The 26743-nt window shown below is 51.5% G+C and carries 27 protein-coding genes; 20 read left to right on the forward strand and 7 right to left on the reverse strand.

What is annotated here, in order from left to right; translation table 11 throughout:
• Window positions 1–8 precede the first annotated feature (8 nt).
• The 13 genes from METH11B_RS0102545 (at window position 9) to METH11B_RS0102610 (ending at window position 9913) form a co-directional block, all read left to right on the forward strand.
• The gene (locus METH11B_RS0102545) at window positions 9–245 is read left to right on the forward strand and encodes a hypothetical protein (RefSeq protein WP_026600640.1); all 237 of its coding nucleotides are present in this window, start codon (window positions 9–11) and stop codon (window positions 243–245) included.
• A 12-nt stretch (window positions 246–257) separates the two neighbouring features.
• Window positions 258–647, forward strand: coding sequence for a hypothetical protein (locus tag METH11B_RS0102550; RefSeq protein ID WP_026600641.1), 390 nt, complete (start codon window positions 258–260; stop codon window positions 645–647).
• A gap of 44 nt (window positions 648–691) precedes the next feature.
• Window positions 692–1021, forward strand: a complete 330-nt coding sequence (locus METH11B_RS0102555; RefSeq protein ID WP_026600642.1) for a type II toxin-antitoxin system RelE/ParE family toxin — start codon at window positions 692–694, stop codon at window positions 1019–1021.
• Window positions 1014–1328: an addiction module antidote protein gene (locus METH11B_RS0102560; RefSeq protein ID WP_026600643.1), complete on the forward strand. Its 315-nt coding sequence runs from the start codon at window positions 1014–1016 to the stop codon at window positions 1326–1328. Before METH11B_RS0102555 ends, METH11B_RS0102560 begins: the two co-directional genes overlap by 8 nt.
• Window positions 1325–1624: a HigA family addiction module antitoxin gene (locus tag METH11B_RS0102565; RefSeq protein ID WP_026600644.1), complete on the forward strand. Its 300-nt coding sequence runs from the start codon at window positions 1325–1327 to the stop codon at window positions 1622–1624. Before METH11B_RS0102560 ends, METH11B_RS0102565 begins: the two co-directional genes overlap by 4 nt.
• A 96-nt stretch (window positions 1625–1720) precedes the next feature.
• Window positions 1721–2542, forward strand: coding sequence for a hypothetical protein (locus tag METH11B_RS0102570; RefSeq protein ID WP_026600645.1), 822 nt, complete (start codon window positions 1721–1723; stop codon window positions 2540–2542).
• Window positions 2543–2961: 419 nt separating this feature from the next.
• The gene (locus METH11B_RS0102575) at window positions 2962–3213 is read left to right on the forward strand and encodes a hypothetical protein (protein ID WP_026600646.1); all 252 of its coding nucleotides are present in this window, start codon (window positions 2962–2964) and stop codon (window positions 3211–3213) included.
• Between the two features lie 245 nt (window positions 3214–3458).
• The gene (locus METH11B_RS27550; RefSeq protein WP_026600647.1) at window positions 3459–4223 is read left to right on the forward strand and encodes a bifunctional DNA primase/polymerase; all 765 of its coding nucleotides are present in this window, start codon (window positions 3459–3461) and stop codon (window positions 4221–4223) included.
• Entirely contained in the window at window positions 4213–5694 is a 1482-nt protein-coding gene (locus METH11B_RS0102585; RefSeq protein ID WP_026600648.1) for a DUF5906 domain-containing protein, read from the forward strand. Before METH11B_RS27550 ends, METH11B_RS0102585 begins: the two co-directional genes overlap by 11 nt.
• 746 nt (window positions 5695–6440) lie before the next feature.
• Window positions 6441–7226, forward strand: a complete 786-nt coding sequence (locus METH11B_RS27555) for a head maturation protease, ClpP-related (RefSeq protein ID WP_026600649.1) — start codon at window positions 6441–6443, stop codon at window positions 7224–7226.
• Window positions 7227–7252: 26 nt separating this feature from the next.
• Window positions 7253–8590, forward strand: a complete 1338-nt coding sequence (locus tag METH11B_RS0102595) for a phage major capsid protein (protein ID WP_026600650.1) — start codon at window positions 7253–7255, stop codon at window positions 8588–8590.
• Between the two features lie 62 nt (window positions 8591–8652).
• Window positions 8653–9150: a hypothetical protein gene (locus tag METH11B_RS0102600; protein WP_026600651.1), complete on the forward strand. Its 498-nt coding sequence runs from the start codon at window positions 8653–8655 to the stop codon at window positions 9148–9150.
• Window positions 9151–9340: 190 nt separating this feature from the next.
• Window positions 9341–9913, forward strand: a complete 573-nt coding sequence (locus METH11B_RS0102610; RefSeq protein WP_026600652.1) for a tail assembly protein — start codon at window positions 9341–9343, stop codon at window positions 9911–9913.
• A 73-nt stretch (window positions 9914–9986) separates the two neighbouring features.
• On the opposite strand, the gene METH11B_RS0102615 is transcribed toward METH11B_RS0102610, so the two are convergent.
• The 3 genes from METH11B_RS0102615 to METH11B_RS0102625 form a co-directional block, all read right to left on the reverse strand.
• Window positions 9987–10265, reverse strand: coding sequence for an addiction module antidote protein (locus METH11B_RS0102615; RefSeq protein WP_026600653.1), 279 nt, complete (start codon window positions 10263–10265; stop codon window positions 9987–9989).
• Between the two features lie 2 nt (window positions 10266–10267).
• Window positions 10268–10567, reverse strand: coding sequence for a type II toxin-antitoxin system RelE/ParE family toxin (locus METH11B_RS0102620; RefSeq protein ID WP_026600654.1), 300 nt, complete (start codon window positions 10565–10567; stop codon window positions 10268–10270).
• A 598-nt stretch (window positions 10568–11165) separates the two neighbouring features.
• Window positions 11166–11390, reverse strand: a complete 225-nt coding sequence (locus METH11B_RS0102625) for a hypothetical protein (RefSeq protein WP_231499569.1) — start codon at window positions 11388–11390, stop codon at window positions 11166–11168.
• A gap of 317 nt (window positions 11391–11707) precedes the next feature.
• On the opposite strand from METH11B_RS0102625, the gene METH11B_RS0102630 reads away from it, so the two are divergent.
• Window positions 11708–11992 carry a hypothetical protein gene (locus tag METH11B_RS0102630; protein ID WP_026600656.1) on the forward strand — a complete coding sequence of 95 codons (285 nt, stop codon included), beginning with the start codon at window positions 11708–11710 and terminating at the stop codon, window positions 11990–11992.
• 95 nt (window positions 11993–12087) lie between these two features.
• Here METH11B_RS0102630 and METH11B_RS0102635 read toward each other — a convergent pair whose 3' ends face one another.
• Complete coding sequence (locus METH11B_RS0102635; RefSeq protein WP_026600657.1) at window positions 12088–12327, reverse strand: hypothetical protein; 240 nt, start codon at window positions 12325–12327, stop codon at window positions 12088–12090.
• Between the two features lie 353 nt (window positions 12328–12680).
• Between METH11B_RS0102635 and METH11B_RS0102640 the strand changes: the two genes are divergently transcribed.
• Window positions 12681–14072, forward strand: a complete 1392-nt coding sequence (locus tag METH11B_RS0102640; protein WP_026600658.1) for a glycoside hydrolase family 30 protein — start codon at window positions 12681–12683, stop codon at window positions 14070–14072.
• A 7-nt stretch (window positions 14073–14079) separates the two neighbouring features.
• On the opposite strand, the gene METH11B_RS0102645 is transcribed toward METH11B_RS0102640, so the two are convergent.
• Window positions 14080–17247 (reverse strand): hypothetical protein, encoded by a 3168-nt coding sequence (locus METH11B_RS0102645; protein WP_026600659.1) that lies wholly within the window; start codon window positions 17245–17247, stop codon window positions 14080–14082.
• Window positions 17248–17861: 614 nt separating this feature from the next.
• Here METH11B_RS0102645 and METH11B_RS0102650 point away from each other — a divergent pair.
• The 5 genes from METH11B_RS0102650 (at window position 17862) to tnpC (ending at window position 21805) form a co-directional block, all read left to right on the forward strand.
• On the forward strand, window positions 17862–18713 hold the full coding sequence (locus tag METH11B_RS0102650; protein ID WP_026600660.1) for a ParA family protein: 852 nt from the start codon (window positions 17862–17864) through the stop codon (window positions 18711–18713).
• Window positions 18710–19249 carry a hypothetical protein gene (locus METH11B_RS0102655; protein WP_020481104.1) on the forward strand — a complete coding sequence of 180 codons (540 nt, stop codon included), beginning with the start codon at window positions 18710–18712 and terminating at the stop codon, window positions 19247–19249. Before METH11B_RS0102650 ends, METH11B_RS0102655 begins: the two co-directional genes overlap by 4 nt.
• A 225-nt stretch (window positions 19250–19474) precedes the next feature.
• The gene (tnpA, locus tag METH11B_RS0102660; RefSeq protein ID WP_026600661.1) at window positions 19475–19885 is read left to right on the forward strand and encodes an IS66-like element accessory protein TnpA; all 411 of its coding nucleotides are present in this window, start codon (window positions 19475–19477) and stop codon (window positions 19883–19885) included.
• The gene (gene tnpB / locus METH11B_RS0102665) at window positions 19861–20211 is read left to right on the forward strand and encodes an IS66 family insertion sequence element accessory protein TnpB (RefSeq protein WP_026600662.1); all 351 of its coding nucleotides are present in this window, start codon (window positions 19861–19863) and stop codon (window positions 20209–20211) included. The genes tnpA and tnpB overlap by 25 nt, the downstream gene beginning before the upstream one ends.
• Window positions 20212–20242: 31 nt before the next feature.
• Window positions 20243–21805 (forward strand): IS66 family transposase, encoded by a 1563-nt coding sequence (gene tnpC, locus METH11B_RS0102670; RefSeq protein WP_026600663.1) that lies wholly within the window; start codon window positions 20243–20245, stop codon window positions 21803–21805.
• A 160-nt stretch (window positions 21806–21965) separates the two neighbouring features.
• Here tnpC and METH11B_RS0102675 read toward each other — a convergent pair whose 3' ends face one another.
• Entirely contained in the window at window positions 21966–23552 is a 1587-nt protein-coding gene (locus tag METH11B_RS0102675; protein ID WP_026600664.1) for an efflux transporter outer membrane subunit, read from the reverse strand.
• Window positions 23549–26740, reverse strand: a complete 3192-nt coding sequence (locus METH11B_RS0102680) for an efflux RND transporter permease subunit (RefSeq protein ID WP_026600665.1) — start codon at window positions 26738–26740, stop codon at window positions 23549–23551. The genes METH11B_RS0102675 and METH11B_RS0102680 overlap by 4 nt, the downstream gene beginning before the upstream one ends.
• Window positions 26741–26743: the final 3 nt, after the last annotated feature.

Raw genomic sequence — 26743 nt, forward strand, 5'->3', positions numbered from 1 at the left:
AGAACATCATGAATACAGAAAACCAAGAACATAACAACAATAGCGATCTTAATACCAGAGACCTGATAGATCTATTTGATGACATAGTGATTAAAACCGAGCGGGCGCGTTGCATTTTGGAGTTAGTTTTTAGTGCGATGGAGAACAGCGAATTATTACCAGCAATTGGGGTAGTAATAGATGAGTTGACGGCCATCGACCGCAGCATTAAGGCTTGGGATAGCCACGAAACCCCCAACGCATAAGGAGTAACCACCATGTCATTGTCCAGACCAGAATCAGACCCTTTCATATTCACCAACGTTATCGAAGAATTAACCGAAATGCTGTCGGAACGCCTGTGGCATGACGAAGCTATAAAGGACCGGCTTGCCATGGCCGCGCAGGTCGATGCCGCCCGCGCGGCATCGGCGGAACTAAGTTCAATCCTTCAGACCGAGGGGCAACAAGACGCTTTCAAATTTATCAATGCTATCGAAGAATTGACCAAAACGTTGTCGGCGCGACTATGGGCTGACGACACCATAGAAGATCGATTTGTTTTGGCAGCCTTGGTCGATGGCGCCAGAATGGCGGCGGCGAAGCTGCATCAAATAGTCGAAGCTGTCGAGCCGCGTTATGCTTCGGAAAGCGAAGCCGACGCCTAACGGTAAACCGCTTGCAGTTGTCTACTTGTAACTTATAATCCACAATGTATCAAATTGAAGACTACCAGGCCGCCGATGGGCGGCTACCCTTCAAGGATTGGCTGTCAGCCTTGGCGGATAGACAAGCGAAAGCTCGGGTATTAACCAGGGTGCAACGCATGGCCGCCGGTAATCTCGGCGACTGCAAGCCCATACAAGACGGCGTATGGGAACTGCGCATTGATTACGGTCCCGGCTATCGCGTGTATTACGCGCAGGCCGGGGCCAAGCTGCTGCTGTTACTAATCGGTGGCGACAAGCGCAAACAACAGGGCGACATCGACAAAGCCGTTGCCTATTGGAAAGACTGGAAGCAGAGAACAGACCATGAGTGAAGCATCAAAACCACACGACCAAACGGTTATCGAGCTATTACGCGAAGATCCTGATTTTGCCAATGAATATCTAGCGGCAGCGTTAGAAGAGGTTGACCAGCCCGGTGGCCGCGAAGCGTTATTGGCGGCACTACGCCAGATTGCGGAAGCGCAAGGTATGGCGGAAGTTGCCGAGCGGGCGGGTATTAAACGCGAAAGCTTATACCGGGCCTTGTCGCCCAAAGGTAACCCCACCATCAAAACCCTGCTAGCCGTTACTAAGGCGGTCGGGCTGAAACTATCGGTACATCGCCAGACGGCAGCATGACCGCCCAATTTAACCCACCCCATCCGGGCAGTATTTTGAAAGAGGACGTTTTACCCGAGCTGGGTATTGGCGTTACCGATGCGGCTGCGCAATTGGGTGTATCCCGCGTGGCATTATCGAGGGTCATCAACGGCAAGGCGGCGATCAGCGCAGAAATGGCGATTCGATTGGAAGCGTGGACCAGTGGCCCGACTGCCGAAACGTGGGTGCGTATGCAGGCCGAGTATGACCTATGGCAGGCTCGCCACAAACCACGCCCCAATGTCACGCCGGCGCCTCGACCAGAGGCGGCGTAACCTGTTTTACCAAGCCTAGATCGGCCAATCGAAAAGCGGATTTCTCACCCGCCTGGCTTGGTAACTATTTGTGAGAGTGACACTTGAGAGGTGTTAATGGACGATAACGTATTAGATTGGATTAAACAAAACGGCTTACCTTGGGGTGCTAGGCATTTATTTGTTTATGATGATCCCGTTGGTTATGGGTACGATCATTGTTTTGATTTAAATGATCATGAATTTGATTCTGTTAGGAAAGTTTTAAATAGCAAAAAAGTAAATTTAATACCACCGTTGTGCGAGCTAGATGGAATATTAAACAGTGACGAGCAATGGATGGCATTTTCATTTGGTTTGTTGTTGGCTGGATTTAATTGGTCATCATGCGAGGCAAAAAAAGACGCTGAAATAATGAGAGAGAAGAAGCTTATTTACCAAGAAATTAGTTCAAAATCTATTGAGTTCTCGGCTTTGTTGATTAAGCATTGTCCGTTGAGGCCTGATATTCCGCTGATGACTCGCGCGGCTAAAATCCAAAATAATTTACATCAGAATGGTGAGTTTTGGCGCGGATGTTCTTATGAAAATGAGTTTGCTAAAGAGTTTTCTAAGTTGCTCATTAAGTATGGTGCAGATGTTATGCCATCGGTAGCTGCTTTAGTCATGGCAATAGGTGGTTGGATGGATGAATATAATAATGATGATTCAGGATTTGATCCTTTGAAGTTTTCGTCAAAGCGTGGTGCAGGTGATTTCGTTAGAGGTTTTGTTAATACGTTGCGTAAGCTAATTGATGATGGTCATTTGCCGAATAAATTAACAAATCTATCTAAATCAAGTTTGGAGAACATAACTAACATTTTTTACCCTTTTACAACTATAAAGACCTCAAATTATATTAATCATGATTGGACTCCAAAACACAATAAAAACTAATATTTTTAATTAAACGGAAAAATACGCCTGTTAAGCTTGACACCGTGGGCCGCAGTTTTCCGAAAAATTAAGCTAATAAAATCAATTGGTTAGGAAAATATTTTTTAGTAAAAAAATCCCCTATATATTTGTAAGCAATTGAATATTATAGGAAAGATATGTCTGTAAACATCTTTCTAATCTTTCCTTTTATCTCATCTTCGCCTCCGTTATCTTGCACCAAGCGTCGTCAACCGCGCCGGGACATTACAAATCAACGGGGGGTACTCATGAAAACAAATCAAACCCATTGATACTCCCTCGCTTGATTCCTGAAACTCCTTGACTGCCTTTGTATTCTTTAATCTGCGCGACAATATGCGCAGGCGCTTTGAGTCGCTTCCAAATTTCAACACCATGAATATTAACGAGGGATAACTATGGAAAAACAACCAAGCAACTATACCGGCGCTTGCGACGGTTTTAATGATGCTTCTCTAGGGGAGATTCTTATTCTTGAAAAATTCCAGGAAAAGTACGCCGACAAGTTCACACCCGGTCAATTGACTTGGTTCATGCGTAATCGCGCGCGCAATGGATTGTCGAAGTCCGGCGCGGTGATTTTGTCGGCCAGAAAGTTTTACATCAACGAGCCATTGTTTACGAAGTGGTTTGCTAGTCAAAAAGCCTAATTCTCTTTCAGACGACTTATCAACGTGGCCGCGCGGATTGCGGTCGAGTCGGACCGATGGCAAATGAGAATGGGTGATTTTGATGATGAAGTTTAAGAACTGTTACAAAAGGCAGGAACCTATGTGGCAATGCCGGCGATGCGGCGGCACCTGCAAAAAGCGCTCAATGCGTGATGGGTATTGCGCGACTTGTTTGCGGGGTAACCGGGTGGCATTCGTTACCGCGCATTACAAGAGGTTGTCCAGTGCCAACAATTGAATCCAGACTTGAGTACGCGTCGAAATATGCGGCGCTGGGCTGGCCAGTATTGCCGTTGCACTGGATTACCGAGCGGGGTGTATGCAGCTGCGGCAAAACTGATTGCCGGTCCGCTGGCAAACATCCGCTATTGCAGAAAGGGCTGCTTGATGCCGCTACGGATACAAAGACATTAAATGCCTGGTTTAAAAAATGGCCGAAAGCCAATATCGGCATTCGAACCGGCGCGGCATCCGGTATTTTTGTGCTAGATATCGATCCTCGGCATGGGGGTGATGATGCGCTGGAGCAGTTGAAGGGCGAACTAGGCTCTATTCCGGATGATGTTGTACAAGACACGGGTTCGGGCGGTAGTCACATATGTTTCAGATACGCCGGCCCGGAATGTCGGTCGACAACCAATTTTTACCCAGGTATCGATCTGCGCGGAGATGGTGGTTTTATTGTCGTAGAGCCATCAAATCATGTCGCTGGCGGCGATTATTTTTGGGATGGCGCATCGCCTTTGGACGGTGCAAAATTGCCAGAGTTGCCCCGTAAATTGCTGGCAAAGTTGCGCGATAAAAAAAACGCGATGAAGCATCCGCCGGAAAACGCTAAGCTTTTGCCGGTGAGCGAGGTTAAGAGAATTCGGGCGGCATTGGGGTTTATTTCGGACTTTGACAGCCGAGACCAGTGGCGCGCCATAGGTATGGCGTTACACTCAACTGGGGCATGTGATCAGGCCTTTGGGTTGTGGGTTGTGGGTTGAATGGTCGCAGCAGTCGGATAAGTTCAACCTGGCTGATCAGCGGCGAGTTTGGAATTCATTCAAGCCGGGTGGCGGGGTAAACCTGGCTACCTTGTTTGGCATTGCCAAAGGCTACGGTTATTCGCCGCCGGAGGTATCTCGACCACCTGAGCCGCCTTTGTCGGTTTATGAGACTGAAGCCACTCAGACAGAAGCATCAAAACAAGCGCAGGCAAATAAACCGAAGCGTAAACCCAATACGGTGTCGTCCGGCAATACCGAGCAATTTCAGCGCTTTGTGTTTTTGAAAAATCATAATCGGATATTCGATACCGTGACGCGCAACGAGTTGAGTCGAGACGGTTTCGACGGTGCGTTTCTGCATGTCTTTCCTGATCACAAACCATCGGCTGTTTTTCTAAAAAATCCAGCCACTATCAAGGTTGACGGTCTGATTTATCTGCCTGGCGAAACGGATAACCCGGTTCATCGTGACGGTGCGGTGCTTTGGAATATCTGGCGCGATCCTGGCGTGAGTTTGCCTGATGAAGCGACATGTGAGGATGTGGAACAGTGGCTGGAGCATCTGAATTACTTGTATCCCAACCAAATTGAGCAGACCCATATCTTGAACTGGATGGCGAGTACTTTGCAACGGCCACAGTGCAAGATCAATCATGCCTTGTTGATTGCGGGAACTTCGCGTGTTGGTAAGGACATGTTGCTTAATCCGCTGCGTTACGGTCTGGGCTCTGCAAATGTTTGTGAGCCTCCGGCGGGTGAGTTGAAGGAATCATTCACCGATTATCTGCATCATTCCAAATTGGTTATCTTTCAGGAGATTCAAACATTCGAGGGTTTGAACCTGGAAAACAAACTGAAACCGATGCTGGCAGCGCCGCCGGATATGCTGCGGGTGCGCTTGTTCGGGCGGGGATTTTACGAAACACCGAATATTGTTCAGGCCATCTTTATGTCCAACTATAAAGATGCCTTGCACATATCCGAGGGCGACGGCCGCTATTTTGCGGTATGGACCGATGCGGTACCCAGACCTAAGGAATATTACAACGACCTGGCGCGGTGGCTTGATGGTGGTGGCAATGGTCTGGTGGTTCGCTGGTTGCTGGATCGTGACCTAAGCGACTTCAATCCCAAACAACCAGCCCCTCTGACTCAGTTCAAATCCGAGCTGATTGGCACCAGCAAGTCACCGCTCAAACACCAGATTGAGGACATGATTGCTGCGGGCGATTATCCGTTCAACGTTGATTGTGTGCGGTCTATCGATGTGGCTAAAGCCATGCGCGATAAATACAGCGCCAAATCTATCGGGGTGGTGATGGCTGAGCTCGGATGTTTGCAGATGATGTGCAAGCGTGCTACCGGTAAACGCGAAGCGGTCAGCCTGTTTGCGGTGCGGGATATTGATGGGTGGCGGCAGCGATCGGCTATCAAGTGGTTGGATGAGTATGACGCACGAAGAGAATAGTATCCATGTTCACTCATTTATCGGGTTTGGCTGGACGGATAACGGGACGGCTTTAACCCTTGCGTGTTCTGGGCTAAGGGGCTATGCGTCCACTTGTCCACCTATTTTTCATACATGTAAGAGATATAGAGAATAACGGCGAAAACAGGACGATTATGCAGTTACACGAAAGGAAACAATACCGGAAAAATCAGTAGACAAGTGGACGGATTGCAATCAAAGCCAGATGCGGCGCGGCTTTCAGCCGTCCACTTGTTGAAAAATTACGGTTTATCCGTCCAGTTATCCTGGCCTGCTGTCCAGGGGTGGGGGGTGAAAAGTCAAAAGCAACCCCGGCCTAGACCGATAGCGATTAGTTTTTTGCAGGGCCGCGAGTTTTGGGAGGGGGTATAGCAATGGGGAGGGTGGGTCAAAACTCTAGGCCGTTCCGCTTCCTTTGCGTCGCCCTAGCTAAATTTTCGCCGGGGGATTATTAAATAGAAAAAGCCCACTATGTGATTGATATTAAAACGAAAGATAATTTTGATTTTTTTTGATAAATCTTTCGTTTTAACGCTAAAGGCGGCGTGCTATGTTGGCATCAATCTCTGCCGGAGTGATTCCGGTAAGGCAAGCGAACCAGTGAGATGCTGGCCGCGATCAGACAAACCCTCTGCTGCGAGATGTAGCAAAAGCACATGTCAATCGTATTGTTTAAACCACGATTTTAATCGACGGCTTTCTGTCGTCTTATGTGCGAGAAACCTATGAAAAATTGGTACAACTTGAAGAACTTAACGGCCACAACCGCCAAAATCTCCATTCACAATGAGATCGGCTATGGTGGCATTACGGCGGCAGAATTCATTGCCGAATTACGGGCGCTGGGTAACGTTACCACGCTAGAACTTAACATTCATTCCCCTGGCGGCAGCCTGTTGGATGGCTTGGCGATTTATAACGCGCTGAAAAACCATCCGGCCAAAATATTGGGCCATGTCGATGGCCTGGCGGCCAGCGCGGCCTCAATTATTTTGATGGCCGCTGACCGGATCACCATGCCGGAAGATGCTTACCTCATGATCCACAACGCCCAAGGCAGTGCCTTCGGCGACGCGGCGGAACTGCGCGACATGGCCGCATTAATGGAAAAGCTCCAGGGCAGTGCCGCCGACATCTATGTGCGGCGCACCGGCCTGGACCGCCAGACCGTTCTTGACATGATGGCCAAAGAGAGCTGGTTATCAGCAACGGAAGCTAAGACGTTAGGCTTCTGCGATGAGGTTATAGGTCGTGTTGGCTTGGCAGCCAAAGCCCGGTCCTTTGACCACCGCTTCAAGATGTCGCCCATGAGTGAGCCGGACTTCGATGAATTGGAGAATGAGCGAGACTTTGAACGACTGCTTAGAGACTTGCATTTCACCAAGCGTGAAGCAACCGCCTTTGTGAGCAGATTGAAAAACGTGGTCAATCGGCCCGCAGTCGACAACGGCGACGACGAAATTGTGGAGCGATTGGAAAATTTAAAAATACCCAAATCGATCCTCAACTAAACACATTTTTTACAGGAATTATATTTATGAAGACATTTAAATTTATCGGCCTTTGCATGGCTTCCTTAGGGCTGCTGGTCCTAGCTTTCAATGTTGGTGCCGCACCTCATGAGGTCGCCGCTGGACTGTCCGGACTGGCCTCGCTGGATCATAGCCCGTTATTCACTGGCTTGCTGATGGCGGGCACGGTCGGCAACTCCGACGCGGTTATGAAAATGCTGGACGGCGTGGAAAAATCGATTGCTGACTTCCAAATGAAAGCCCAGCGCGAGCTTCAGGAATCTGGTCGGGTCTCTACCGAAACTAAGAATGCACTAGATGATGTCCAGTTGAGGCAGCGCGAGTTTGCTGACAGGCTGTTAATGTTAGAGCAAAAAGGCGTAGCCAGGGCCGATGGCGGCAGTTTTAGCGGGCTTTCTAAAGGTTGGGGTGGTCAAATCGTTAACAACGCTACCTTTAACGAGATGATGCGCGGGGGCCGGGCGCGTGCGAAATTCGATATTCAGAATAATACGTTAACCGGTAGCGGTAATATTGGCGGCGTCGACCGTCGCCCCGGCATGGTGCCGGGGGCCTTTGCGCCGCTGCGCGTTGAGGATTTATTCCAGCATTTTCCGACAGATTCGCCGTTGATTGAATACAGCCGTGAGAACGTGTTCACCAATGCCGCCGCAGAGACCGCTGAAGGGGGATCGGCGAGTGAATCCAGCTTAACTGTCACCCTGGTTCAACAACCCGTATCGACCGTAACGCATTTTATGAAGGTCAGCAAACAACTGGCGGCGGATAACGCCCTCATGGCCGCGTACATCAACGCCCGCCTGATGTACGGCGTTCAACGCCGTGTTGATGCACAAATTGTGAACGGTAACGGTACGGCGCCGAATATGAGCGGGTTGCTGAAAACCGGGAATTTCAGCGCGCACGGCTACACCGCCGCACAGGTCGGCACGCCGTTGCCAAAGCATCGCTTAATCCGCAAGGTGATTGCAGATTTGCGCTCAGCGGGCTATACGCCGAGCGCCATATTGCTTAATCCGGCGGACTGGCTAGCGTTTGACTTAGATCTGTTGTCCTCCACGCCGGCGGCCGTCAGCTCAAGTGATATTGCCAATGGCTTCCAGCAGATGTTGTTCGGTGTGCCCGTCGTCGAGACAAGCTCGGTGACAATCGATACCTTCGCGGTTCTCGATGCCTTAGCCGCTGCATCGATCTTTGATCGGCAGGATGTAGGGATTGAAGTGTCAGATAGCGATGGCGACAACTTCACCAAGGGCTTGCTTACTGTGAAAGCCGAGCGCCGCCTGGCGCTTGCTATCGAGCAAACAGGGGCAATTCGCGGCGGTGATTTAACTCCAGCGTAATCAACTTGTAACCGGGTTATGGCTTAGGTCGTAGCCCGGCCATTAATGGATGGAGAGCTAGTATGAAATTCTTAGAAAGTATCCTGAAAAAATCGCGAATTATCGATGAGCTGTTTCAGAACGATTTGCAAGAACGCTCGGACGACAGACAGGCTTGTGCTGAAAAAATCCAGAGTTTATCCAAAGCGTTGCGTGATTTGCCAACCGATCAGCTTGCGCAAGCCGAGAAAGAGGTTGCCGACTCGACGCTTAAACTAGCGCAAGCCCAGCGCAAATATAGTGAGCTGGCCACGGAGATCGAAGGCAGACGGCGCAAACTGTTGACCACTATTCAGGCCGAGGAACAAAAGCTACAGCAGTTGAAACCCCTGATCATCCAACAGGCCGTCAATAATCTGCATGAACGGGTACAGTCTGCCGGTCCGTTAACGCCCAATAAAACGGGCCTGCTCAACGGCATATATGAAGAATTGCGCGCCTTGCCCCTGGTTGTCGATGACAAACGCTTGCTTTCATGTATTGCCGATATTGACGGCCGCATCCAAGCGATTTTTAGCTAAATGCGCCAGTCCAACAAACTCGCTGGCGATCATATCAATAGCGAGATTATCAACACGGGCGTTATCGGCCGACCACCCTGGCAACGCGCCGGGTTTTTTACTTATGGCGACTATTGGTTTAACAGGAACAAATCCAGCAGGCCAGCAGGTTGCCACTTCAAATTAGCGTGATCAGTTATAGGATGATTATATGAAAACAATACGCTTGTGCGGCGATCTTGAAAAATTTAAACCGGTCTGGACATTGGACGTTAAAACCCCAGCCGAAGCATTGCGCGCTATCAGTGTGCAGCGGGAGGGTTTTTTAGCGGAGTGCGATGCCGGGCATTATGTAGCGGTGCTGGTGGATGTTGCTGACCAGGGGCGTTGTTGGCAGGTGACTGGCGATAACGCGCTAGATCCTTGGGCCGATGAAGAGCTTTGGATTCTGCCAACTGTCGGCGGGGAGCTGCCAGTGCCACTTGTTGCGGCGGCGTTTGCAGCGGTCGGGGTAACTGTTGCCAATTTCACAATTATTACAATGGTAGTCAATATGGCAATATCGCTGGCATTGTCGGCGGTTGCCAATATGATTACGGGCAAAAAGAAAAACACCCCGGCCTCTCAACAAGAGCGGCCCGAAAACAAACCCTCATTCATTGCAGACGGCGTAGTCAACCTCACCGCCGCCGGCCATCCGCATCCCATCCTCTTTGGCGAAGTGCCCGATTGCGGTTGCATGATTCTGTCGTCGGATTACTGGGTTGAGGATGTTCCGGTATGATTTAAGGCGCCTGGCTGCAATGCGGGCGGCTTTTGTTTTTATCAATGTAAAATAGACGGTGCGGGCGGCTTCATCAGGACACAATCAATTTGCAGCCAAGGGCTTCGACAATCTTGGCTATCGTTTCAAAGCGCGGATTGCCGTCGTCGGCCAAGGATTTATAAAGGCTGGCTCTTGTTACGCCGGCTTGCTTGGCGACTTCGGTCATGCCTTTGGCGCGCGCTGCCGTGTTTAGCGCGTGGATAAAATCGGAGACGTCGCCATTGGCTGCGGTTTCACGCAAAAAGGCTTGAATATCTGCGTCGGTTTCCAGGTGTTCAGCAATATCGAACGCGGTGATGCTTTCATTCATGGTCAATTCTCCAGGCTTTTTAATAGGGTTTGGGCTTTTTCAATATCCCGGTCTTGGCTAGATTTATCGCCACCGGCTAATAGCAGAACAACCTGCTGATGGCGAATCGTGTAATAAACCCGCAGACCTGCACCAAAGAAGCAACGCAATTCAAACAAATCGGCAGATAGCGGCTTATAGTCGCCAAAGTGGCCGTTTTCCATTCGCGCCAGGCGCGACAATAATTGGTTTTTGACCGTCCTGTCCTTTAATCCGGATAGCCAGCGATTAAATGTCTGGGTGCTTTGCAGTTCGTATTTCATGTCCTAATGTATCTTAAAGGAAACACGTGTCAAGCGGCATAAGCGAGTTTTGTTGTCGAGCACGCGAGGCTGTAGCTGTTAAATTGTGGGTGGATTATTGATAATCGCGCGTTACAAGTCCGGCATCGCCACCCATGTTACTCTCGATAAGGCGGGGTGAATTGTCGGTAATTTGGTTATTTAAGACCGTGATTAGACCATCGGTTTTTTTACCCGAGGGCGCAAGACAGGGCACAATTTAGGGCACATCGAAACTAAATTTAAACGCGTTGAAACACGCTTGACCTTCGGGCAGTTTCTGTTATCCTATTGATCCTAAGGAAGTTTCAACGTGTTTCGTTGTGCTTAAGGTGTTATTTGAGGGCGCTCATAACCCGAAGGTCGTAGGTTCAAATCCTGCCCCCGCTACCAGACAAATGAAAGGCTTAGGTTTAACGACCTAGGCCTTTTTTGTTGCTTGTAAGTTTCATGTAACCCCGCTTAGGACATCCAAGTGCTTCTTCACCGTCGATCCAACAGCAAACTGGTATCGAACGATACGGACTACAACACTGGTCAACCGTTTTAGCTTGATGAAGCATCCTTGCTTGCAATGCCTTTATTCCTGATTTTCTTCTTGCGTCTCGGTTACCGTTGGCTCGGTTGCATAGTCTTTGGAATCGACATCAGTTTGCTCGCATTTGCCCTTCAATAATTCGATAGCGCCAGGCCAACAGGACGCTTCGACGTAAGACTTGGCATACCAAAGAAAGGCTACGCCAGAGCAGTCTTCATGGACAATCTTCGCGGGAACGCTGACATCGTCTTCATAAACTCTTTCCACTTTGCAAAAGTAAACAGGTTCAGACCAGGCTGTATTCGTTGTCAGAGATATAAGGGCCAGAGCAGATATTTTTTTAAGAAATGTCATCTTTTTATCCAAAAATGCTAAAGAGTAGTTTCAATATTCGGATTTACCATGTTCAAAGTCAAAATTTACATCTGATTTTTTACACAAAATACCGAATATTCAGGGAAGGTAACTTCTAAAAACTAAAGGAAACGCTATTCTCCGAGAAACCCATAAGGTCAGAGACTTCTTCTTGACTATGGCATAATTCAGTAGCGATGGCTCCTCGTCGCGACAATCAGGAAATATAAATGTATTCGTCAGATGATGAAATCGGCATTATCACTGCCTTCGTGGAGCAATTGGAAGAGCAGTCCATTCCGCGCGCGTTGGCCGTTAAAAAAAGAGTGGAAGATGGTGATACGTTAAACGAGATTGAAATCATGCATTTTGAACAAATGCTTTCAGAAGCCAGCACCATGATGCCACTCCTAAAGCACCACCCTGAATATCAAAAATTGATCGCTGAATTAGCCAATTTGTACAACGAAATTTCGGCACGCGCTTTGAGTAACCAGTTAAACGGTAAAATGTAAAAAGACGATGCTCTGAATATAGATAAGCTGTGATTTAGGCGCACAAAAAAGCCGGGCGTACCCGGCTTTATGGAATTGCAACGCTTAAACGGCTGCTATTCGAAAGAAACTTCTTCCAGGCTAGCCAAGCAGCCTAGTCCTCTGGCAAATTCTTGCAATTCGCTAGCCATATGAAAATTAACGATGGAGTTCGTCTTTAGATCCACGACGGCGTATTCGACAATCGTATCGTTGTTCTGTAACCTCGGCTTGTACTTCAACAACTTCTTCGACTCCTTGGCCAGCTTACGATTTAGCCGAGTGGTTAGCGCGCGAATTGAAACCAATTTTTTCATATCCGATCTCCATACGTTAAAACGGAATTCGCAGTATAAGTGATTTTGACGGTTTTATGACAATGCCCAACAAAAAGCCTGAGACTCTTAACACAATGTTTGGATTGTGCAGCTTTAACTATGGCATCGAAACTGGCGGGAAAATTAACTGGCTAGTCCGGGCAAAATCGATAATATAGCGCGATGTTGTTTTTATTATTAACCCGGCTTTTAAACAACGTTCGCCCTGAGCCTGTCTAAGGGCACACCCGCTTAGGCTTCGACGAGTTCAGTCCGAAGGACATGCCATTGATAAATAGGGCCGGGTTACTAAATCCGGCGGAGCCGCTTCCGCGCTAACCATGAGGGCTGATATGTCTGAGCAAACCAAGGCTTTTCAATCACTATCTTCTGAAAGCGAGGAACGCGCGCCTATCAGGTTTTGGCTGACCAGCGCTGACCAGCAGGCGTTGTTTGACCAGCAAGCCAGCCAATTCGAATTTAACGATAATACCGCTGATTTGCCGGTAATAGCGCTCGATACCAACCCTAGTTATCAAACCATTGACGGTTTTGGCTTCTCATTGACCGGCGGCAGCGCGATGCTGATTGCTGCGTTACCCGACGCTGACAGGCTGGCTTTGTTGCGTGAGCTGTTTTTGCCCTATGGCGACGGAATCGGCGTCAGCTGTTTGCGGCTAAGCATCGGCGCTTCTGATTTAAGCGAGCGTTGCTTTAGCTATGACGATATGCCCGACGGTCAGACCGATTTGGAACTTGCCCGATTTGATCTGAACGCCGGCGATACGGATGTTATTCCGCTATTGCAGGACATTCTGGCGCTCAATCCAACGCTCAAAATTATCGCTACCGCCTGGTCGGCACCGCGCTGGATGAAAACCAACCAGGCGTTTATCGGCGGTAAACTCAAGCCGGAATACTATGCGATTTACGCCGCTTATTTGGTCAAATACCTACAAGCCATGCGCGAGCGCGGCATCGTGATCCACGCCATTACCCCGCAAAACGAGCCGCTGAATCAAAAGAACGAACCCAGCATGGTCATGGAAGCGCCGGAGCAGGCCGAATTTATCAAAGATCATCTCGGTCCGGCGTTACGCGATGCGGGTTTAGCCGACGTGGAGTTGTTTTGCTGGGATCACAATTGCGATGTGAAAGAATACCCGTTGACCGTATTTGCCGACGCCGACGCGCGGCAATATCTGAGCGGCTCGGCCTGGCATTTGTACGGCGGCGATATTTCGGTGTTATCGGAAGTGCATCAAGCCTATCCCGACATGAAATTGTATTTCACCGAACAATGGGTTGGCTCGGATGGTGAGTTTGGTGGGGATTTAATGTGGCACGCCCGGCACGTGTTGATCGGCTCGTTGCGAAACTGGAGCAGGGCAGTGCTGGAATGGAACTTGGCGTCCGACCCGTTTTGCGGCCCGCATACGCCGGGCGGCGAAGCCCGCTGTGTGGGCGCTTTAACCATCGACGGCGACCAGGTCACGCGCAATGTTGCTTATTACGTGATTGCTCACGCGGCGAAGTTCGTGCGGCCTGGTTCAATTAGGATTAATTCCGGCGACCAAAACGACTATTTACCTAACGTGGCCTTCCTCACCCCTGAGGGTTCTGTGGTGTTGATCGTCCTTAACGACAACGCCGACCCGCAAGCGGTTGCCATTCACTATCAAGGCCAAAGTGCGGTCGTTGAGTTACCGGCCAGAGCGGTGGCTAGCTATGTTTGGGCAGCCTAACGGCGCGTCATCCAAGCAACACGTCGACCCGACTGAATTGACCTAAACGCAGCGCTTCTGCCAAGGCCCCCGTAATCGAACCTGCCGTTAGCGTCTGCTTAGTGCCGTCCCGGCCGAATAACTGGTATTGAATCGGTTTGACGGCCTCATGACCAAAGGTATCACGGCGCTGCGGATTGAGGTAAACCAGTAGCGTCGAGCCAAACAGCGTGCAGGTCGCGCTATCTGCAGTTAATGTTTCAGTCTCGGTGAACGGGGTGACATTTTGTGCTTCGTGGGTAAAAAACGTGGCTGCCAACAGCGGTGCCGGTTTAAACGCCAATCGGCCATCCTCAAGTACAAACGGTGTAGGTCCCACAAATAAATGCGTCCACAGGTGCAAGAACTCCACGGTAGCGCCGGATAATCGGGCCACGCAGCCGCGTCCGTGCTGGCGCGCATCGATTGTAAAACCGCTGCTGACCAAAAAGCTGGAGTTTTCGATGGGATTGCGTTTGTATTCGCCCGGGTCGTGAAAAGGTACCAATAGTGATTCGATGTGGGCATAAAACTCATCGACCAAGCCTGCTCGCACCAATTCCAGCACAAACTTGTAATGCATATGCAAAAAGATCGAACCGTTCTCCAGCCAGCCGTAGTTGAATACGCCAATGCGGCCTAAGTCCAGCGCGTTATCGCCCAAGGGTTCGTTGACCCGGTACATGTCCAGTTTGCGATCAAACAACTCGGAGTTTTGCACGGCTTGATAAATTGTCTGCGCCTGTGTCGGATCGGCGATGCGTAAGGCATGCACAAAGCCTTCCAGGAATAAAGGCAGCTGTTTTTGCCGAAAACGAGTTACTTCCAAGCCACCGGTCTCCAGTTCCCGGTATTGCTCCGCATCGTAAGCAAAATAGGTCACAATGCCTTTAGGTGTGCGGGCTTTATCTATCGCGGTATCCAGATAATTTGTCACCAAGCTCAGGAAGGTTTGGATGTCGCCAAGCGCGAGTGCTTGTTCGGCACCGGCAAAGCCCATGAATACCTGTTCCCGATAGGCTTCTTTTAGCGCGCCGCTTTCCTGCCAGAACAGTTCCGGCGTCAAATCATCGCGAGTTAACAACTTATGCAACGCAGTCACAAAGTCCGCCAATTCGACGGGTACTGTGCAAGCGGCATCTAATTGGCTCAGCACTGTGCGCGTGAAATCCACCAGACGCTTCAGCTCGATGGTTTCGTTCACCGATGAGCCTAAAATACCGGGCAGGCCGTTTAGGGCATCGCACCAACCTGGTCTATCGGCTTCCATTTCGATGCCAGCGCCGGCTGGATCGAGGGTAGCCAGCTTGTTGGCGACCAGTGTCAGAATCTTGCCTAATAAACTGGTGTAGACAATCTCGCCGTGGCCGGCTTGCGAACGCACTTGATAATGGCGCTGCCGTCGCGCCTCGATCAGCACCTTTTTCTTCGGGCGATACTGCACGGCGTTGTATTGGCGCACGCCGTTTGCGGTGACCACATACTTTTGCGCGCGCGGCACGACGAAATGGGTCGGATCGAAAAAGCTGTAGCACTTGTCCTGAAATAAATCGGCCAGCCGATCCGGAAAAATTGCCGCGTAACTTATCAACAAATCCACCAGATAGGTCCAATGATCCGACCAGTAGCCGCGGTCGAATTCGGCATCCTCTACTTCCCGCGCTTGCGCCAAAATAGCGGTCAGAATGGCCTCTGCATCTGTCGCCGCTTCCAGCACCTGCGCTAGCTCGGCGTATTTAAAGGCTTTGACCAGTAAAGCTTCCAGGGTGGGAAAGCGCGGGAAATACTCTGCAAAATCGTGCGGCGTTTCTAAGACAAACCGCGAGTTGCGCAAAGAGCAGGGGTTATAGCCGTCCGGCTGAATCAGATTGAAAAAATAGCGAATGTTCTTGGCATCCAAAGCCGGATCGAAGAACAAGTCCATGCGCCGATTTTGCAGCACATCGCGAAAGTCGCCGTTGCCTTCGGAATAGGGCGTGTCCTGCAATAAAAAGTCGTTGTAATCCCGCTCCAAGTCGCCATGCTTGCGGCCAAACAAATATAAATGTGCGCCACCTGGGACTGGCATGGAAAAGCCGCCGCGCAAGCCGTTATCCAGATAACATTGCCGGGCATGGGCATCGAACAGCGGTTTGGCGGTCGCGGTAAAGGCGCGTTGGCTGATGTTTGCCACCAAACGCCGATTGGCCTCACGTTTTTCCTCAAAATAGTCCGGTTGAGCGGCTTCGATAAGGAATTGATCCAAAATCTCACGGGAACCGGCATGACCGTAAACTCCGTAAAACACCCGACTTTCGCCGGGCTGCAAAGACAGCTTAAGGTGCTGAAACGCTGCTGGCGTCTGATTGCCGCTTACCTGCTCGGCAAAATCCAACGGCTGTTCGGAAAAAAACCGTTCCGCTTGTGAAAAATCCCCAGCCAAACCAAAAATCCGCTCCGGATCGACAATGGCTTGATTGCGCTGGCCATCCAAAAAGCCGACGAAGAAATTGCCGGCAATCACCGGCTCCACCTGCGGGCTGTCGGTGGGCCAGACTTTCAAGCGATAAAACGGCAGATTCTCCGCCACGCCCTCCACCCGCATAAATGCTTCCGAGGTGCGGCTCATGAATTTGAGTATCCATTGATTCATCGCATAGGGCAGCACTTGCGGCAAGCCATCGACGATCTCGATTTGTCTGGTTTTATCGGCGGTGTTGACGATCTCCACCCTGCGCAACAAACCGGCCACCGGCGCTTCGGCCAAGGTGAATACATCAGCGCGCAAGCGCAAGCCGAGCGTGGGATTCACTTCCTCCACGCCTACCTCGTGCGGCGTGACAAACAGGCGTTGCGAAACCTCTGGTCCGGCGCCGCGCTGAAACGGCTCGTAACTTAGGGGTTGCTCGCCATCGACCGCTTTTAAAAAGGTGCGAAACCCGCGCGACGGCGTTAGTTGATAAGCCTTATCCGCCGGAAAAAACTCCAAAAACGCGCCGTCTTTATTCCGCACCCCAAAACTGGCAATCGCCTGACCGCGATTGACGTAAAACACCCAGGCCGGACGCCCGCGCATACCGGCAATCCCCGGCAAAAAACTGGCGAACGGCGCGCAGTCGTTGTATTGCTCAATGACGAAACAGTTTTCGCCGGCGTGGAAATAGTGTGGCTGGGTCATGGTGGGGTCATCGTGGTCAAAGAAAAATACGGTAAATCCAGCAGCGGGGGCGTTACCGGACCTGAATCATAGACAACAAATCATGTTTTCAGAAGCCGAAAACATGTAATAAGGATAGGCGGGTTGGTAGGGATTGTTATGTGGAGATTTGGCTGTCAGGTGACAAAGATTCTGAAAAGACCGTTTTTAAAAACGGTTAATAACTTCAAGTGACACTTATACCCACCGAGTAACGCGAACGCCGGCTAAAATCTGCTGCGCAATGAACATTGGCAATTGCCCAGCGAAAAAACAGGCGTAGATACAAGGGTGTGGTGAGTTTACTTACCGCACCAATCGCGAACGATGCGGTGCGCTTTGTTTACCGCATCCCACCGGGCTGTGGGCGAAGGGTGTCAATCGGCTGTTGCTGAATCCATACAATCAATTAAACTTACAACTAGCGTTAGAGAATTGGAATCAGCACTACTCACTAAAAAGACATATGCCAACGTATTGAGTTAAGGCATGTAATGAATTTTTATTTTTTAGTACGCAGTTGAAAGTTGGACGTTATTTCAATTCTAATTAGCTATAAAATTTAATAACTTATCAAATAATCAAAGGGAAATATAATGACTGTTGCAGTGTCACTAATAAACATGAAAGGTGGTGTCGGTAAGACTACACTTGCATTTAATTTGGCTTGGTATTCGGCTTGGCGAGCGAACCTCCGAGTTCTTGCAGTCGATCTTGACCCACAGGCAAACCTTAGCCAATATTTTATGGGGGCCAATAAGTATTTGGATTATTTGGATGCCGATAAAGGAACTGTCGTTGAAATATTCGAGCAGTTCTCAGCGCCAAAGCCAAAGAATGGATCACCAACGCTTATTGAACCCGAGAAAGTGATACATCATCTTAGAGCCTGGGAAGATGGAAGCGTTCTCGATCTGATACCATCGCGCTTAGAGCTAGCCTGGACACTAAAGAACCCAACCGAAAAAGCCCATTTATTGCCTCAGTTTCTCGCAAAAGTTAGTTCTAATTATGATCTGATATTGATTGACTGCGCTCCGACTGAATCCATCCTCACAACTGCGGCCTATAGATCAAGCCGATACGTTGTGGTTCCTGTTAAACCTGAGTTTCTCGCTACAATCGGTTTACCACTTTTAGCGCGATCCCTGGAGGAATTCAGGCTTATGCACCAAGATCAAACATTGGACATGGCCGGCATCATCTTCAACGATATGCGGCGATCAAATACGCCACCTGAACAGCTAAAGTCGAAATCTGATGTAGAAAGACTCGCTGCCACATTTGGATGGCCAGTGTTTAAAGAAGCTGCCCACCACTCCGATTCGTATCCAACTGGATCACGGCAAGGCGTACCAATTTTCCTTACTGACTATGCTCGCGACTATGTCATCGGTGAATTTGCAAATACTGCACAAAACTTCCTAACCAGTATCGGTGCGATATGACTAAATCACCTCTAGGAATAGCACTCCAAATTGCACAACTACTTGAGGATAACTCAGACAAAGATATTCTGGCGGCAGTTGCGCTATTGGAGTCTCACGGATTTAAATCAGGACTTTTAGAGTACCTTTCACGTAAAGTTAGTTCGCCAGTAGCGGAGAATAAAGAAACGAGTACTCGATCATCCCGGCAAACGCTGGAAGACTCAGTATCAAAAGCTGTTGTCAATCTCAAGGACAAAGACCCAGAAAAATATAAGTTACTTCTTGAGTTTGATCAGATGGTTAGGCGTGGTCAAGCACTGACCACATTGGAGCATATGAAGCGATTTGGAGAGCATATCAGTAAAGATTTTGAGCCCCGTAAATCAAGAAAAGAAACCATTAGCCCTCTTCTGACTATGCTATCAGATCGCTCGTTGACTGAAATCGAATCTCTCATCGAATTTGCTGCTTCTTTCGGGGTTTCGGGAGATACCGACGAGTATCAGCGGCTTGCACAATTTTTAATTAAAGGCCGTATACAGAATAGTGACTAGTCCACGTAGAACGCATTAGGGCCGTAGTCTGGGTAGAGCAACGCGAAACCCAGCAATGGGCTTTAATAATCCGATTCCTTTATAAGCAAACAGCTCTTGGGCTTCGAAAATCAAGCATTTCCAAGCTGGGTTTCATTGTCATTCGTAAGCGCCCTTTTAACCACGTCTATCCCTCCTGATTAAAAGCGCCGAAGATGGTGTCCACTTATAACAAGGTGGACACCTATGATTGAGAACAAGAGTCGATTATCGCGAACACTGGTGGTGGGACATCGGAGCAATGGCCGTTGTCGCTATGATCCGGAAGCCAAACGGGAGCTCGTCGAAGCCTGTCTACAACCGGGCGTTTCGGTAGCCCGGATGGCACTGGAACACGGCATCAATGCCAATCTGCTACGCAAGTGGATTAACCAGTACCGTGAACATTCCAGCGCAGTGTCGCCCAGTACCCCGGCCATGCTATCGGCCTTCGCACCGGTTCTGTCAATGGCGGTACCGAAACCGGTAGAAGTCACCGTCCATATAACGTTACCCAATGGGGTTAAACTGGAACTGCAGGGTGTTGATCTGACCGATCTTTCGCCTTTATTGAACGGTCTGGCCGCCTTGCCATGTTCCGCTTCGAGCCGGGATTAAAGGTCTACCTGCACCGCGAACCCGTCGATGGCCGCAAGGCCATCAATGGTTTGGCGCTGCTGGTTGAGCAGGCGTTAGGCTTAAATCCGTTTGAACCGGCGATCTACGTGTTCAGCAATCGGCGGCGGGATCGGATCAAACTGCTGTTATGGGATCGCACCGGCTTCTGGCTGATGATCAAACGACTGGAAGCTGATCGGTTTCGCTGGCCGAAAGAAGCCGCGGTGGTGACCTTGACGGTGGAGCAACTCCACTGGCTGTTAGCCGGTATTGACTTGGCGGCGATGCGGCCGCATCCCGTGCGAACCTATACGCAAGTGGGCTGAAACAATGCCTTAAAGCTAGTAAAATAGCGGCATGACGACCACCATCACGCTATCTACCGAAGACTATCAGGCCTTGCTGAGTGATCAGCAACGCCTCGCCCAGCAACTACGGTTGGTGACGGTCGAGCGCGATCTATTGCAAGAACGCATGAATGCCTTTTTGCATCGTTTGTATGCGGCCAAGTCCGAGGCGCGGGCGAATCCGGCTCAGCGCGATCTGTTTCTGAACGAAGCCGAAGCCTTAGCCCCGAACGGCGCACCCGTTGCTGAGGAAACCGGCGAGCCGCTAGCCATCGAAGTCGCCGGTCACAGCCGTAAGAAACGCGGCCGCAAACCGCTCGATCCTCTCCTACCTCGCGAGATTGTGCGCCATGAACTACCGGAAGCCGAACGCATCTGCGCCCATGACGGCACACGCCTGGTGGAAATCGGCGCTGAAATCAGCGAACAGCTCGACATCGTTCCGCAACAGGTCCGGGTGATTCAGCATCACCGCGTCAAATATGCTTGCCCTTGCTGCGACAACAGCATTCGGGTCACGCCAGCACCGGCGCGCATTATCCCCAAAGGCTTACTCACCGAACCCGCGCTGGCTTGGGTGGTGACCGCCAAGTACCAGGACAGCCTGCCGCTGTATCGGCAAGCCGCGTTGTTAAGCCGCTTCGGCGGCGATTTATCACGAACCACCCTGGCCGCCAGCATGGTACGGGTCGGTCAGGCGGTGCAGCCGATCACCAATTTGCTGCGCGACCATCTGCTGGACGCCGATCTGATCCTGGGCGACGAAACCGTCGTGCAGGTGCTCAAGGAATCCGGGCGAGCCGCGCAAAGCAAAAGCTACCTGTGGGCGCAAATGACCGGCTCCGGCCCGCCGATCCGATTGTTCTGCTACACGCCGGGACGCGGCGGAACGCATGCGCAACCACTCTACGACGGCATCAAGTCCGGTGCGGCACTGATGAGCGACGGCTATGAGGTGTATAACGGCATTGCAACGGATCGAGGATTAATCCATCTCGGCTGCTGGGCACATGCACGCCGTTATTTTGTTGAAGCAGAAGCTGTCATACCCAAGGCCGCACGTGGCGCGGAACAACTACCGACGCAGTTTATTGCGGCGATGGGCGAATTGTATGCCATCGAAGCCAAGGCGAAACAACTGAGCCCCGAACAGCGCGGACAGCAGCGCCAACAGTTAAGCAAACCGGTTTTGGCCAAGATCGAAGGGTTGTTGCTACAGCATCTGCACGCGGTGACCCCCGGCAGTTTGCTGGGCAAAGCCTTGCATTATCTGTCGTCGCAGTGGCCCAAACTGATTCGCTTTGTCGAGAATGGCGCTTGGCCCATCGACAACAACCTCTGCGAGAATGCCATACGTCCCTTCGTGGTGGGCCGTCGCAACTGGCTGTTCTGCGACACGGTGGCCGGTGCCCAGGCCAGCGCCAATCTCTACTCGCTCATCGAAACCTGCAAAGCCAACGACATCGAGCCTTACGCCTATCTGGTGGCATTGTTCCGTCAGCTGCCCCTGGCAAAAACCGTCGATGACTTCGAAGCATTACTGCCCTGGCGTCTCGCCAATCCAACGGCCTAACCAAATTCATACGGCTTTGTAGAAAAATTCAATAGCGTGGTTTAAAGGGCGCTTACTGTCATTCAACCCAACCCAACCTACCACTCTAAACCTCCTTTCGTTAATTCACCCGTTTACAGTGACCGGCAAAACTACGGTTATTATCGTCCGATATGATCGACTATTGGAAAAGACTGGTTTCCAGCTTGCCCTGCGTGTCGGATGACTCCACCCAACCCCCACCCAAAGCCTTGTATACGGCGGTCAACGCGGTAGCCGTGGCGGTTTCGCTTTGCGCCAATTGGCTTTGATCCTGTAATAAACGCAGTTCGCTATCCAGTACGGTCAGAAAGTCCGCTATGCCTTCCTGATAACGCAGATGTGCCAGTTCCGAGGCTTTCTCGCTGGCCTGCGCTGCCGCCAGCAAAGAACTGCGGCGGGCGCGTTCTTGCCTATAGTTGACCAGGGCGTTTTCGGTTTCTTCCAGGGCATTGAGTACGGTTTGTTCGTACTGCGCCAGACTGGCTTCGGCGCGGGCGTCGGCGGCTTTGATGCGGGCGTAAACCCGGCCTAAATCAAACGCCGCCCAGCTGATTTTGGGGCCCACCGAATACGATTCCGATCCCGGTGCGACCAGACCGGACAAGGTGCTGGCTTCCAGTGAAAGACTGCCGACGAAAGTGACGCGAGGAAATAGATCAGCAGTGGCGACACCGATTCTGGCGGTGGCGGCGGCCAAGCTGCGTTCGGCGACGCGAATATCCGGCCGGCGGCGCAGGAGTTGTTCCGGGTTGCCAATCTGGATGGCATCCGGAGCTTTTGGTAAGGGTGCTGACTGCACTAAGGTTGTGGTCAAGGCGTCCGGCATTTGCCCAGTCAATACGCTGAGTCTATGGATGGCTTGCGCTATCGCGCTTTCCAGACGGGGAATCCCGGCTTTGGTGCTTTCCAGCTGCGCCAGCGCTCTGGAGGTGTCCAGTTCGGTGCCGCGACCGTTTTCCAGTTTGACCTGGGTCAGTTCCAGGGTTTGGGCCTGGTTGTCGGCATTTTTTTGCGCGACGGCCAACTGGTTTTGCAGGCCGCGCAATTCAAAATAATTCCGGGCTGCTTCGGCAATTAGACTGACGCCAATGTCGCGCAGGCTGGCTTGTTGAGCTTCGACTTCGTCGTTGCTGGCCTCGACATTGCGCCGCACGCGACCGAAGAAATCAATCTCCCAGGAGGCATCGAAGCCGGTGTTGTACAGCTTCAATTCACGTGGAAACACCGCGCGATTATTAAAGGCGCCAACGCTGCGCTTTTGCTCGGTGTAATTGGCATGCGAGGTGACGGTGGGTAACAGGTTCAGCCCGGTTTCCAGATACAAGGCACGCGCTTCAGCCAGGTTGGCGCGGGCGGCTTTTAGCTCGTAGTTGTGGCTGATCGTGCTATCGATCAAGGCGCTCAATTGCGGATCGTTGAACAGCTTCCACCATTGCTCCTCGATGCCGTGATCGGAAAAATCGGCGGCTTGGGCGTTGGCAAACGCTGTTGGTAGCTCGGCAGTAGCCGGTGTTTCATAATCCGGGCCGACCGCACAACCGGTCAGCAGTATGCCGATGAGGCCGACAGCATAGAGGGTGTCAATCCGGCGTTTATTAATCCAACCCTTATATATCGTCGCTCCCGCGAATGCTGGAGCCCAGCGGACATACTGGATTCCCGCATTCGCGGGAATGACGTATCCAAAGAATTTTAGGGCCCGGTTAATACATAGGTGCTGACTCATTTGGGGGCATCCATTGAAGGTTGATGAGTAGTTAGAACGGTGGCCTTGGGGCGCAGGCGTTGGGCGATGGCTTGTACCACCACATAAAACACCGGCGTTAGTAACAAGCCGAACACGGTGACGCCGATCATGCCGCTAAACACTGCGGTGCCCAGCAGGCGCCGGGATTCGGCGCCGGCACCTTGGGCAATCACCAAAGGAAACACGCCCATGATGAAGGCGAACGAAGTCATCAAGATCGGCCGCAAGCGTATGCGTGAGGCTTCCACGGCGGCTTCAAAACGGTTCAGGCCACTTTCTTGCCGTTGTTTGGCGAACTCGACGATCAAAATGGCGTTTTTACTTGCTAGCCCCACCAGTACGATGAAGCCGATTTGCGTGAAGATATTGTTGTCCATATGACTCAGCCACACCCCGGTCATCGACGACAAAATACACATCGGTACGATCAAAATCACCGCAAACGGCAAGGACCAGCTTTCGTATTGTGCGGCCAGAGCCAGGAAGACGAAGATCACGCTAAGTGGAAACACCAGCATCGCTACATTGCCGGCCAATACCTGTTGCAAACTCAGTTCGGTCCATTCGAAATCAAACCCCGGTGGCAATTCGGCGGACAGCAATTTACTCATGGTGTTGATGGCCTGGCCGGAACTGATGCCGGGTAGGGTGCCGCCGTTGATTTCCGCGGCCGGGTACATGTTGTAGCGGGTGATTTTGTCCGGCCCGGCGATTTCTTTCACCTCGCTGACCGCGCCCAAGGGCACCATACCGCCTTGGCGGTTTTTGGTTTTTAACTGGTCAATATCGCCCGGTAGCATCCTGAATGGCGCATCGGATTGCGCGGTGACTTGGTAAGTGCGGCCGAAGGCGTTGAAGTCGTTGACGTATAAGGAGCCCAGATAAATTTGCAAGGTGTCGAACACGTCTTTCAACGGTACGTCCATCGCTTTGACCCGGGTTCTATCCACGTCCACAAATAATTGCGGCACGCCCGATCTGAAGGTACTAAACAAACCGACCAAACCGGGCTGTTGATTACCCTTACCCAGCATTTCATTGGTGACGCGCTGCAATTCGTCCACGCCGGCGTTGTTTCTGTCCTCAATTTGCAGTTTAAAACCGCCGACCGAACTCATGCCGCGAATCGGCGGTGGCGCGAATACGGCGATGCGGGCGTTGGGGATCACGCTCAGGCGCTGAGTAAGTGTTTTGACGATCTCGTCGGCATGCAATTCCGGGTGGCCGGCTCGGTCGGTAAACTCGCCTAAGCGGGCAAACATGGTGGCCACATTGGACTGATTAGCCCCGCTTAACACCGACCACCCGGCGTAGGCGTTGACGTGCTGCACGCCTTGGGTATCCAGAATGATCTTGCTGGCTTGCTGCACCACGTCCTGGGTGCGGGCCAGGGAAGCGGCGTCAGGCAATTGCGCGTACAAAACCAGATAGCCTTGGTCCTGTTGCGGAATAAAACCGGTCGGTACTTTCTCAAATGCCAGGAAATTCAAGCCGTTCAGGCCGACATACAGCACCAGAACGACAGCGGTGACGCGGATCAAACGGCCGACCAAACGCGAATAGCCCAGGCTGAAACGCTCGAAAAAGCGGTTAAACGCGCCGAAAAACCAACCGAACAGCTTGTCGAAGACTTTGGTGAAAGCGTCTTTATTGTCGTGAGCGCGGTCCAGCAGCAAGGCGCATAATGCCGGGCTTAGGGTCAAGGAGTTAAACGCCGAAATCACGGTGGACACTGCAATGGTCAAGGCAAACTGCTTGTAAAACGCACCCGATACGCCGGTGATAAAGGCGGTGGGCACGAATACCGCCACCAACACCAATGCTGTGGCGACCACCGGCCCGACCACTTCGGACATCGCCAATCGCGTGGCCTCACGGGCATGCAACCCTTCGGCAATATGCCGCTCGACGTTTTCCACCACCACGATGGCGTCATCGACGACTATACCGATGGCCAGTACCAAACCAAATAGTGAAAGGGTGTTCAGAGAGATGCCCAGAGCCGACATCACCGCAAAGGTGCCGATCAACGAAACCGGCACCGCGAGCAGCGGGATCACCGCCGCGCGCCAGTTTTGCAGGAACACGATCACCACCAAGACGACCAGCAGCAAGGCTTCGAATAGGGTTTCGACTACCGCGGCTATCGATTGCTCCACGAAGACCACTGTGTCGTACACCAGTTTGTAATCCAGGCCTTCCGGGAAACGGGTCTTCAGTTTTTCCATGGCCGCCATCACCGCATTTTTTGTGTCGATGGCATTGGAACCGGGGAGTTGGAAAATCGCCAGGCCGACAGTTTCGTCGCCGTCCAAATACAAGCCGGAATTGTAATCCTTGGCGCCCAGTTCGATGCGCGCCACGTCTCTCAAGCGGGTGACTTGGCCGTTTTCGCCTTGCTTGATGACGATCTCGCCAAATTGCTCGGGGGTGCTGAGGCGGCCCAGCGTGCTGACGGTGTATTGGTATTCGGCGCTGTTCGGCGAGGGTTGTTGACCTACCACGCCGGCCGCCACTTGCACGTTTTGCTCGCGCACTGCGGTCACCACTTCGGCGGCGGTCAGGTTGCGGGCGGCGATGGTTTGCGGATTTAGCCACAGGCGCATGCTGTAATCGCGGGCGCCGAATAGCAGAATATCACCCACGCCCGGCAAACGCGCCAAGGTGTCGCGGATTTGCAGCAGTGCGTAGTTACTCATGTAAACGCTATCGTAACGTTTGTCCGGCGAAACCAGGTTAACCACTAGACTTAAATCCGGGCTGCGCTTTTTCACGCTCAAACCTTGCCGACGCACTTCTTCCGGCAACTTAGGTTCGGCCAATGCCACCCGGTTTTGCACCAAAACCTGGGCTTTATCCAGATTGGCACCGGGCTTGAAGGTGACGGTCAAGGACATCGCGCCGCTATTGGTGGACTGTGACGACATATACAACATGTCTTCCACACCGTTCACTTCCTGCTCGATCGGCGTTGCTACCGTTTCCGCGACTACTTTGGCATTGGCGCCGGGATAGTTGGTGCTGACCACGACCGTGGGCGGAGCAATTTCCGGGTATTGGGCAATCGGCAGGCCGATTAGGGCCAGACTGCCGACCAACACGATCACAATCGACAACACCGCCGCGAAGATCGGCCGGTCGATAAAAAAATGACTGAATTTATCCATGGC

The sequence above is a fragment of the Methylomonas sp. 11b genome (assembly GCF_000515215.1).
In the GTDB taxonomy this organism is placed as follows: Bacteria; Pseudomonadota; Gammaproteobacteria; order Methylococcales; family Methylomonadaceae; genus Methylomonas.

Coding starts and splice junctions, on each gene's coding strand:
- METH11B_RS0102620 (WP_026600654.1), bottom strand. CDS start 10,567: ATGAAATACGAACTGCAAAGCACCCAGACATTTAATCGCTGGCTATCC.
- METH11B_RS0102640 (WP_026600658.1), top strand. CDS start 12,681: ATGTCTGAGCAAACCAAGGCTTTTCAATCACTATCTTCTGAAAGCGAG.
- METH11B_RS0102575 (WP_026600646.1), top strand. CDS start 2,962: ATGGAAAAACAACCAAGCAACTATACCGGCGCTTGCGACGGTTTTAAT.
- METH11B_RS0102630 (WP_026600656.1), top strand. CDS start 11,708: ATGTATTCGTCAGATGATGAAATCGGCATTATCACTGCCTTCGTGGAG.
- METH11B_RS0102675 (WP_026600664.1), bottom strand. CDS start 23,552: ATGAGTCAGCACCTATGTATTAACCGGGCCCTAAAATTCTTTGGATAC.
- tnpB (WP_026600662.1), top strand. CDS start 19,861: ATGTTCCGCTTCGAGCCGGGATTAAAGGTCTACCTGCACCGCGAACCC.
- METH11B_RS0102565 (WP_026600644.1), top strand. CDS start 1,325: ATGACCGCCCAATTTAACCCACCCCATCCGGGCAGTATTTTGAAAGAG.
- METH11B_RS0102560 (WP_026600643.1), top strand. CDS start 1,014: ATGAGTGAAGCATCAAAACCACACGACCAAACGGTTATCGAGCTATTA.
- METH11B_RS0102555 (WP_026600642.1), top strand. CDS start 692: ATGTATCAAATTGAAGACTACCAGGCCGCCGATGGGCGGCTACCCTTC.
- METH11B_RS0102570 (WP_026600645.1), top strand. CDS start 1,721: ATGGACGATAACGTATTAGATTGGATTAAACAAAACGGCTTACCTTGG.
- METH11B_RS0102595 (WP_026600650.1), top strand. CDS start 7,253: ATGAAGACATTTAAATTTATCGGCCTTTGCATGGCTTCCTTAGGGCTG.
- METH11B_RS0102615 (WP_026600653.1), bottom strand. CDS start 10,265: ATGAATGAAAGCATCACCGCGTTCGATATTGCTGAACACCTGGAAACC.
- METH11B_RS0102550 (WP_026600641.1), top strand. CDS start 258: ATGTCATTGTCCAGACCAGAATCAGACCCTTTCATATTCACCAACGTT.
- METH11B_RS0102600 (WP_026600651.1), top strand. CDS start 8,653: ATGAAATTCTTAGAAAGTATCCTGAAAAAATCGCGAATTATCGATGAG.
- METH11B_RS27555 (WP_026600649.1), top strand. CDS start 6,441: ATGAAAAATTGGTACAACTTGAAGAACTTAACGGCCACAACCGCCAAA.
- METH11B_RS0102610 (WP_026600652.1), top strand. CDS start 9,341: ATGAAAACAATACGCTTGTGCGGCGATCTTGAAAAATTTAAACCGGTC.
- METH11B_RS0102545 (WP_026600640.1), top strand. CDS start 9: ATGAATACAGAAAACCAAGAACATAACAACAATAGCGATCTTAATACC.
- METH11B_RS0102645 (WP_026600659.1), bottom strand. CDS start 17,247: ATGACCCAGCCACACTATTTCCACGCCGGCGAAAACTGTTTCGTCATT.
- tnpA (WP_026600661.1), top strand. CDS start 19,475: ATGATTGAGAACAAGAGTCGATTATCGCGAACACTGGTGGTGGGACAT.
- tnpC (WP_026600663.1), top strand. CDS start 20,243: ATGACGACCACCATCACGCTATCTACCGAAGACTATCAGGCCTTGCTG.
- METH11B_RS0102680 (WP_026600665.1), bottom strand. CDS start 26,740: ATGGATAAATTCAGTCATTTTTTTATCGACCGGCCGATCTTCGCGGCG.
- METH11B_RS0102655 (WP_020481104.1), top strand. CDS start 18,710: ATGACTAAATCACCTCTAGGAATAGCACTCCAAATTGCACAACTACTT.
- METH11B_RS0102635 (WP_026600657.1), bottom strand. CDS start 12,327: ATGAAAAAATTGGTTTCAATTCGCGCGCTAACCACTCGGCTAAATCGT.
- METH11B_RS0102650 (WP_026600660.1), top strand. CDS start 17,862: ATGACTGTTGCAGTGTCACTAATAAACATGAAAGGTGGTGTCGGTAAG.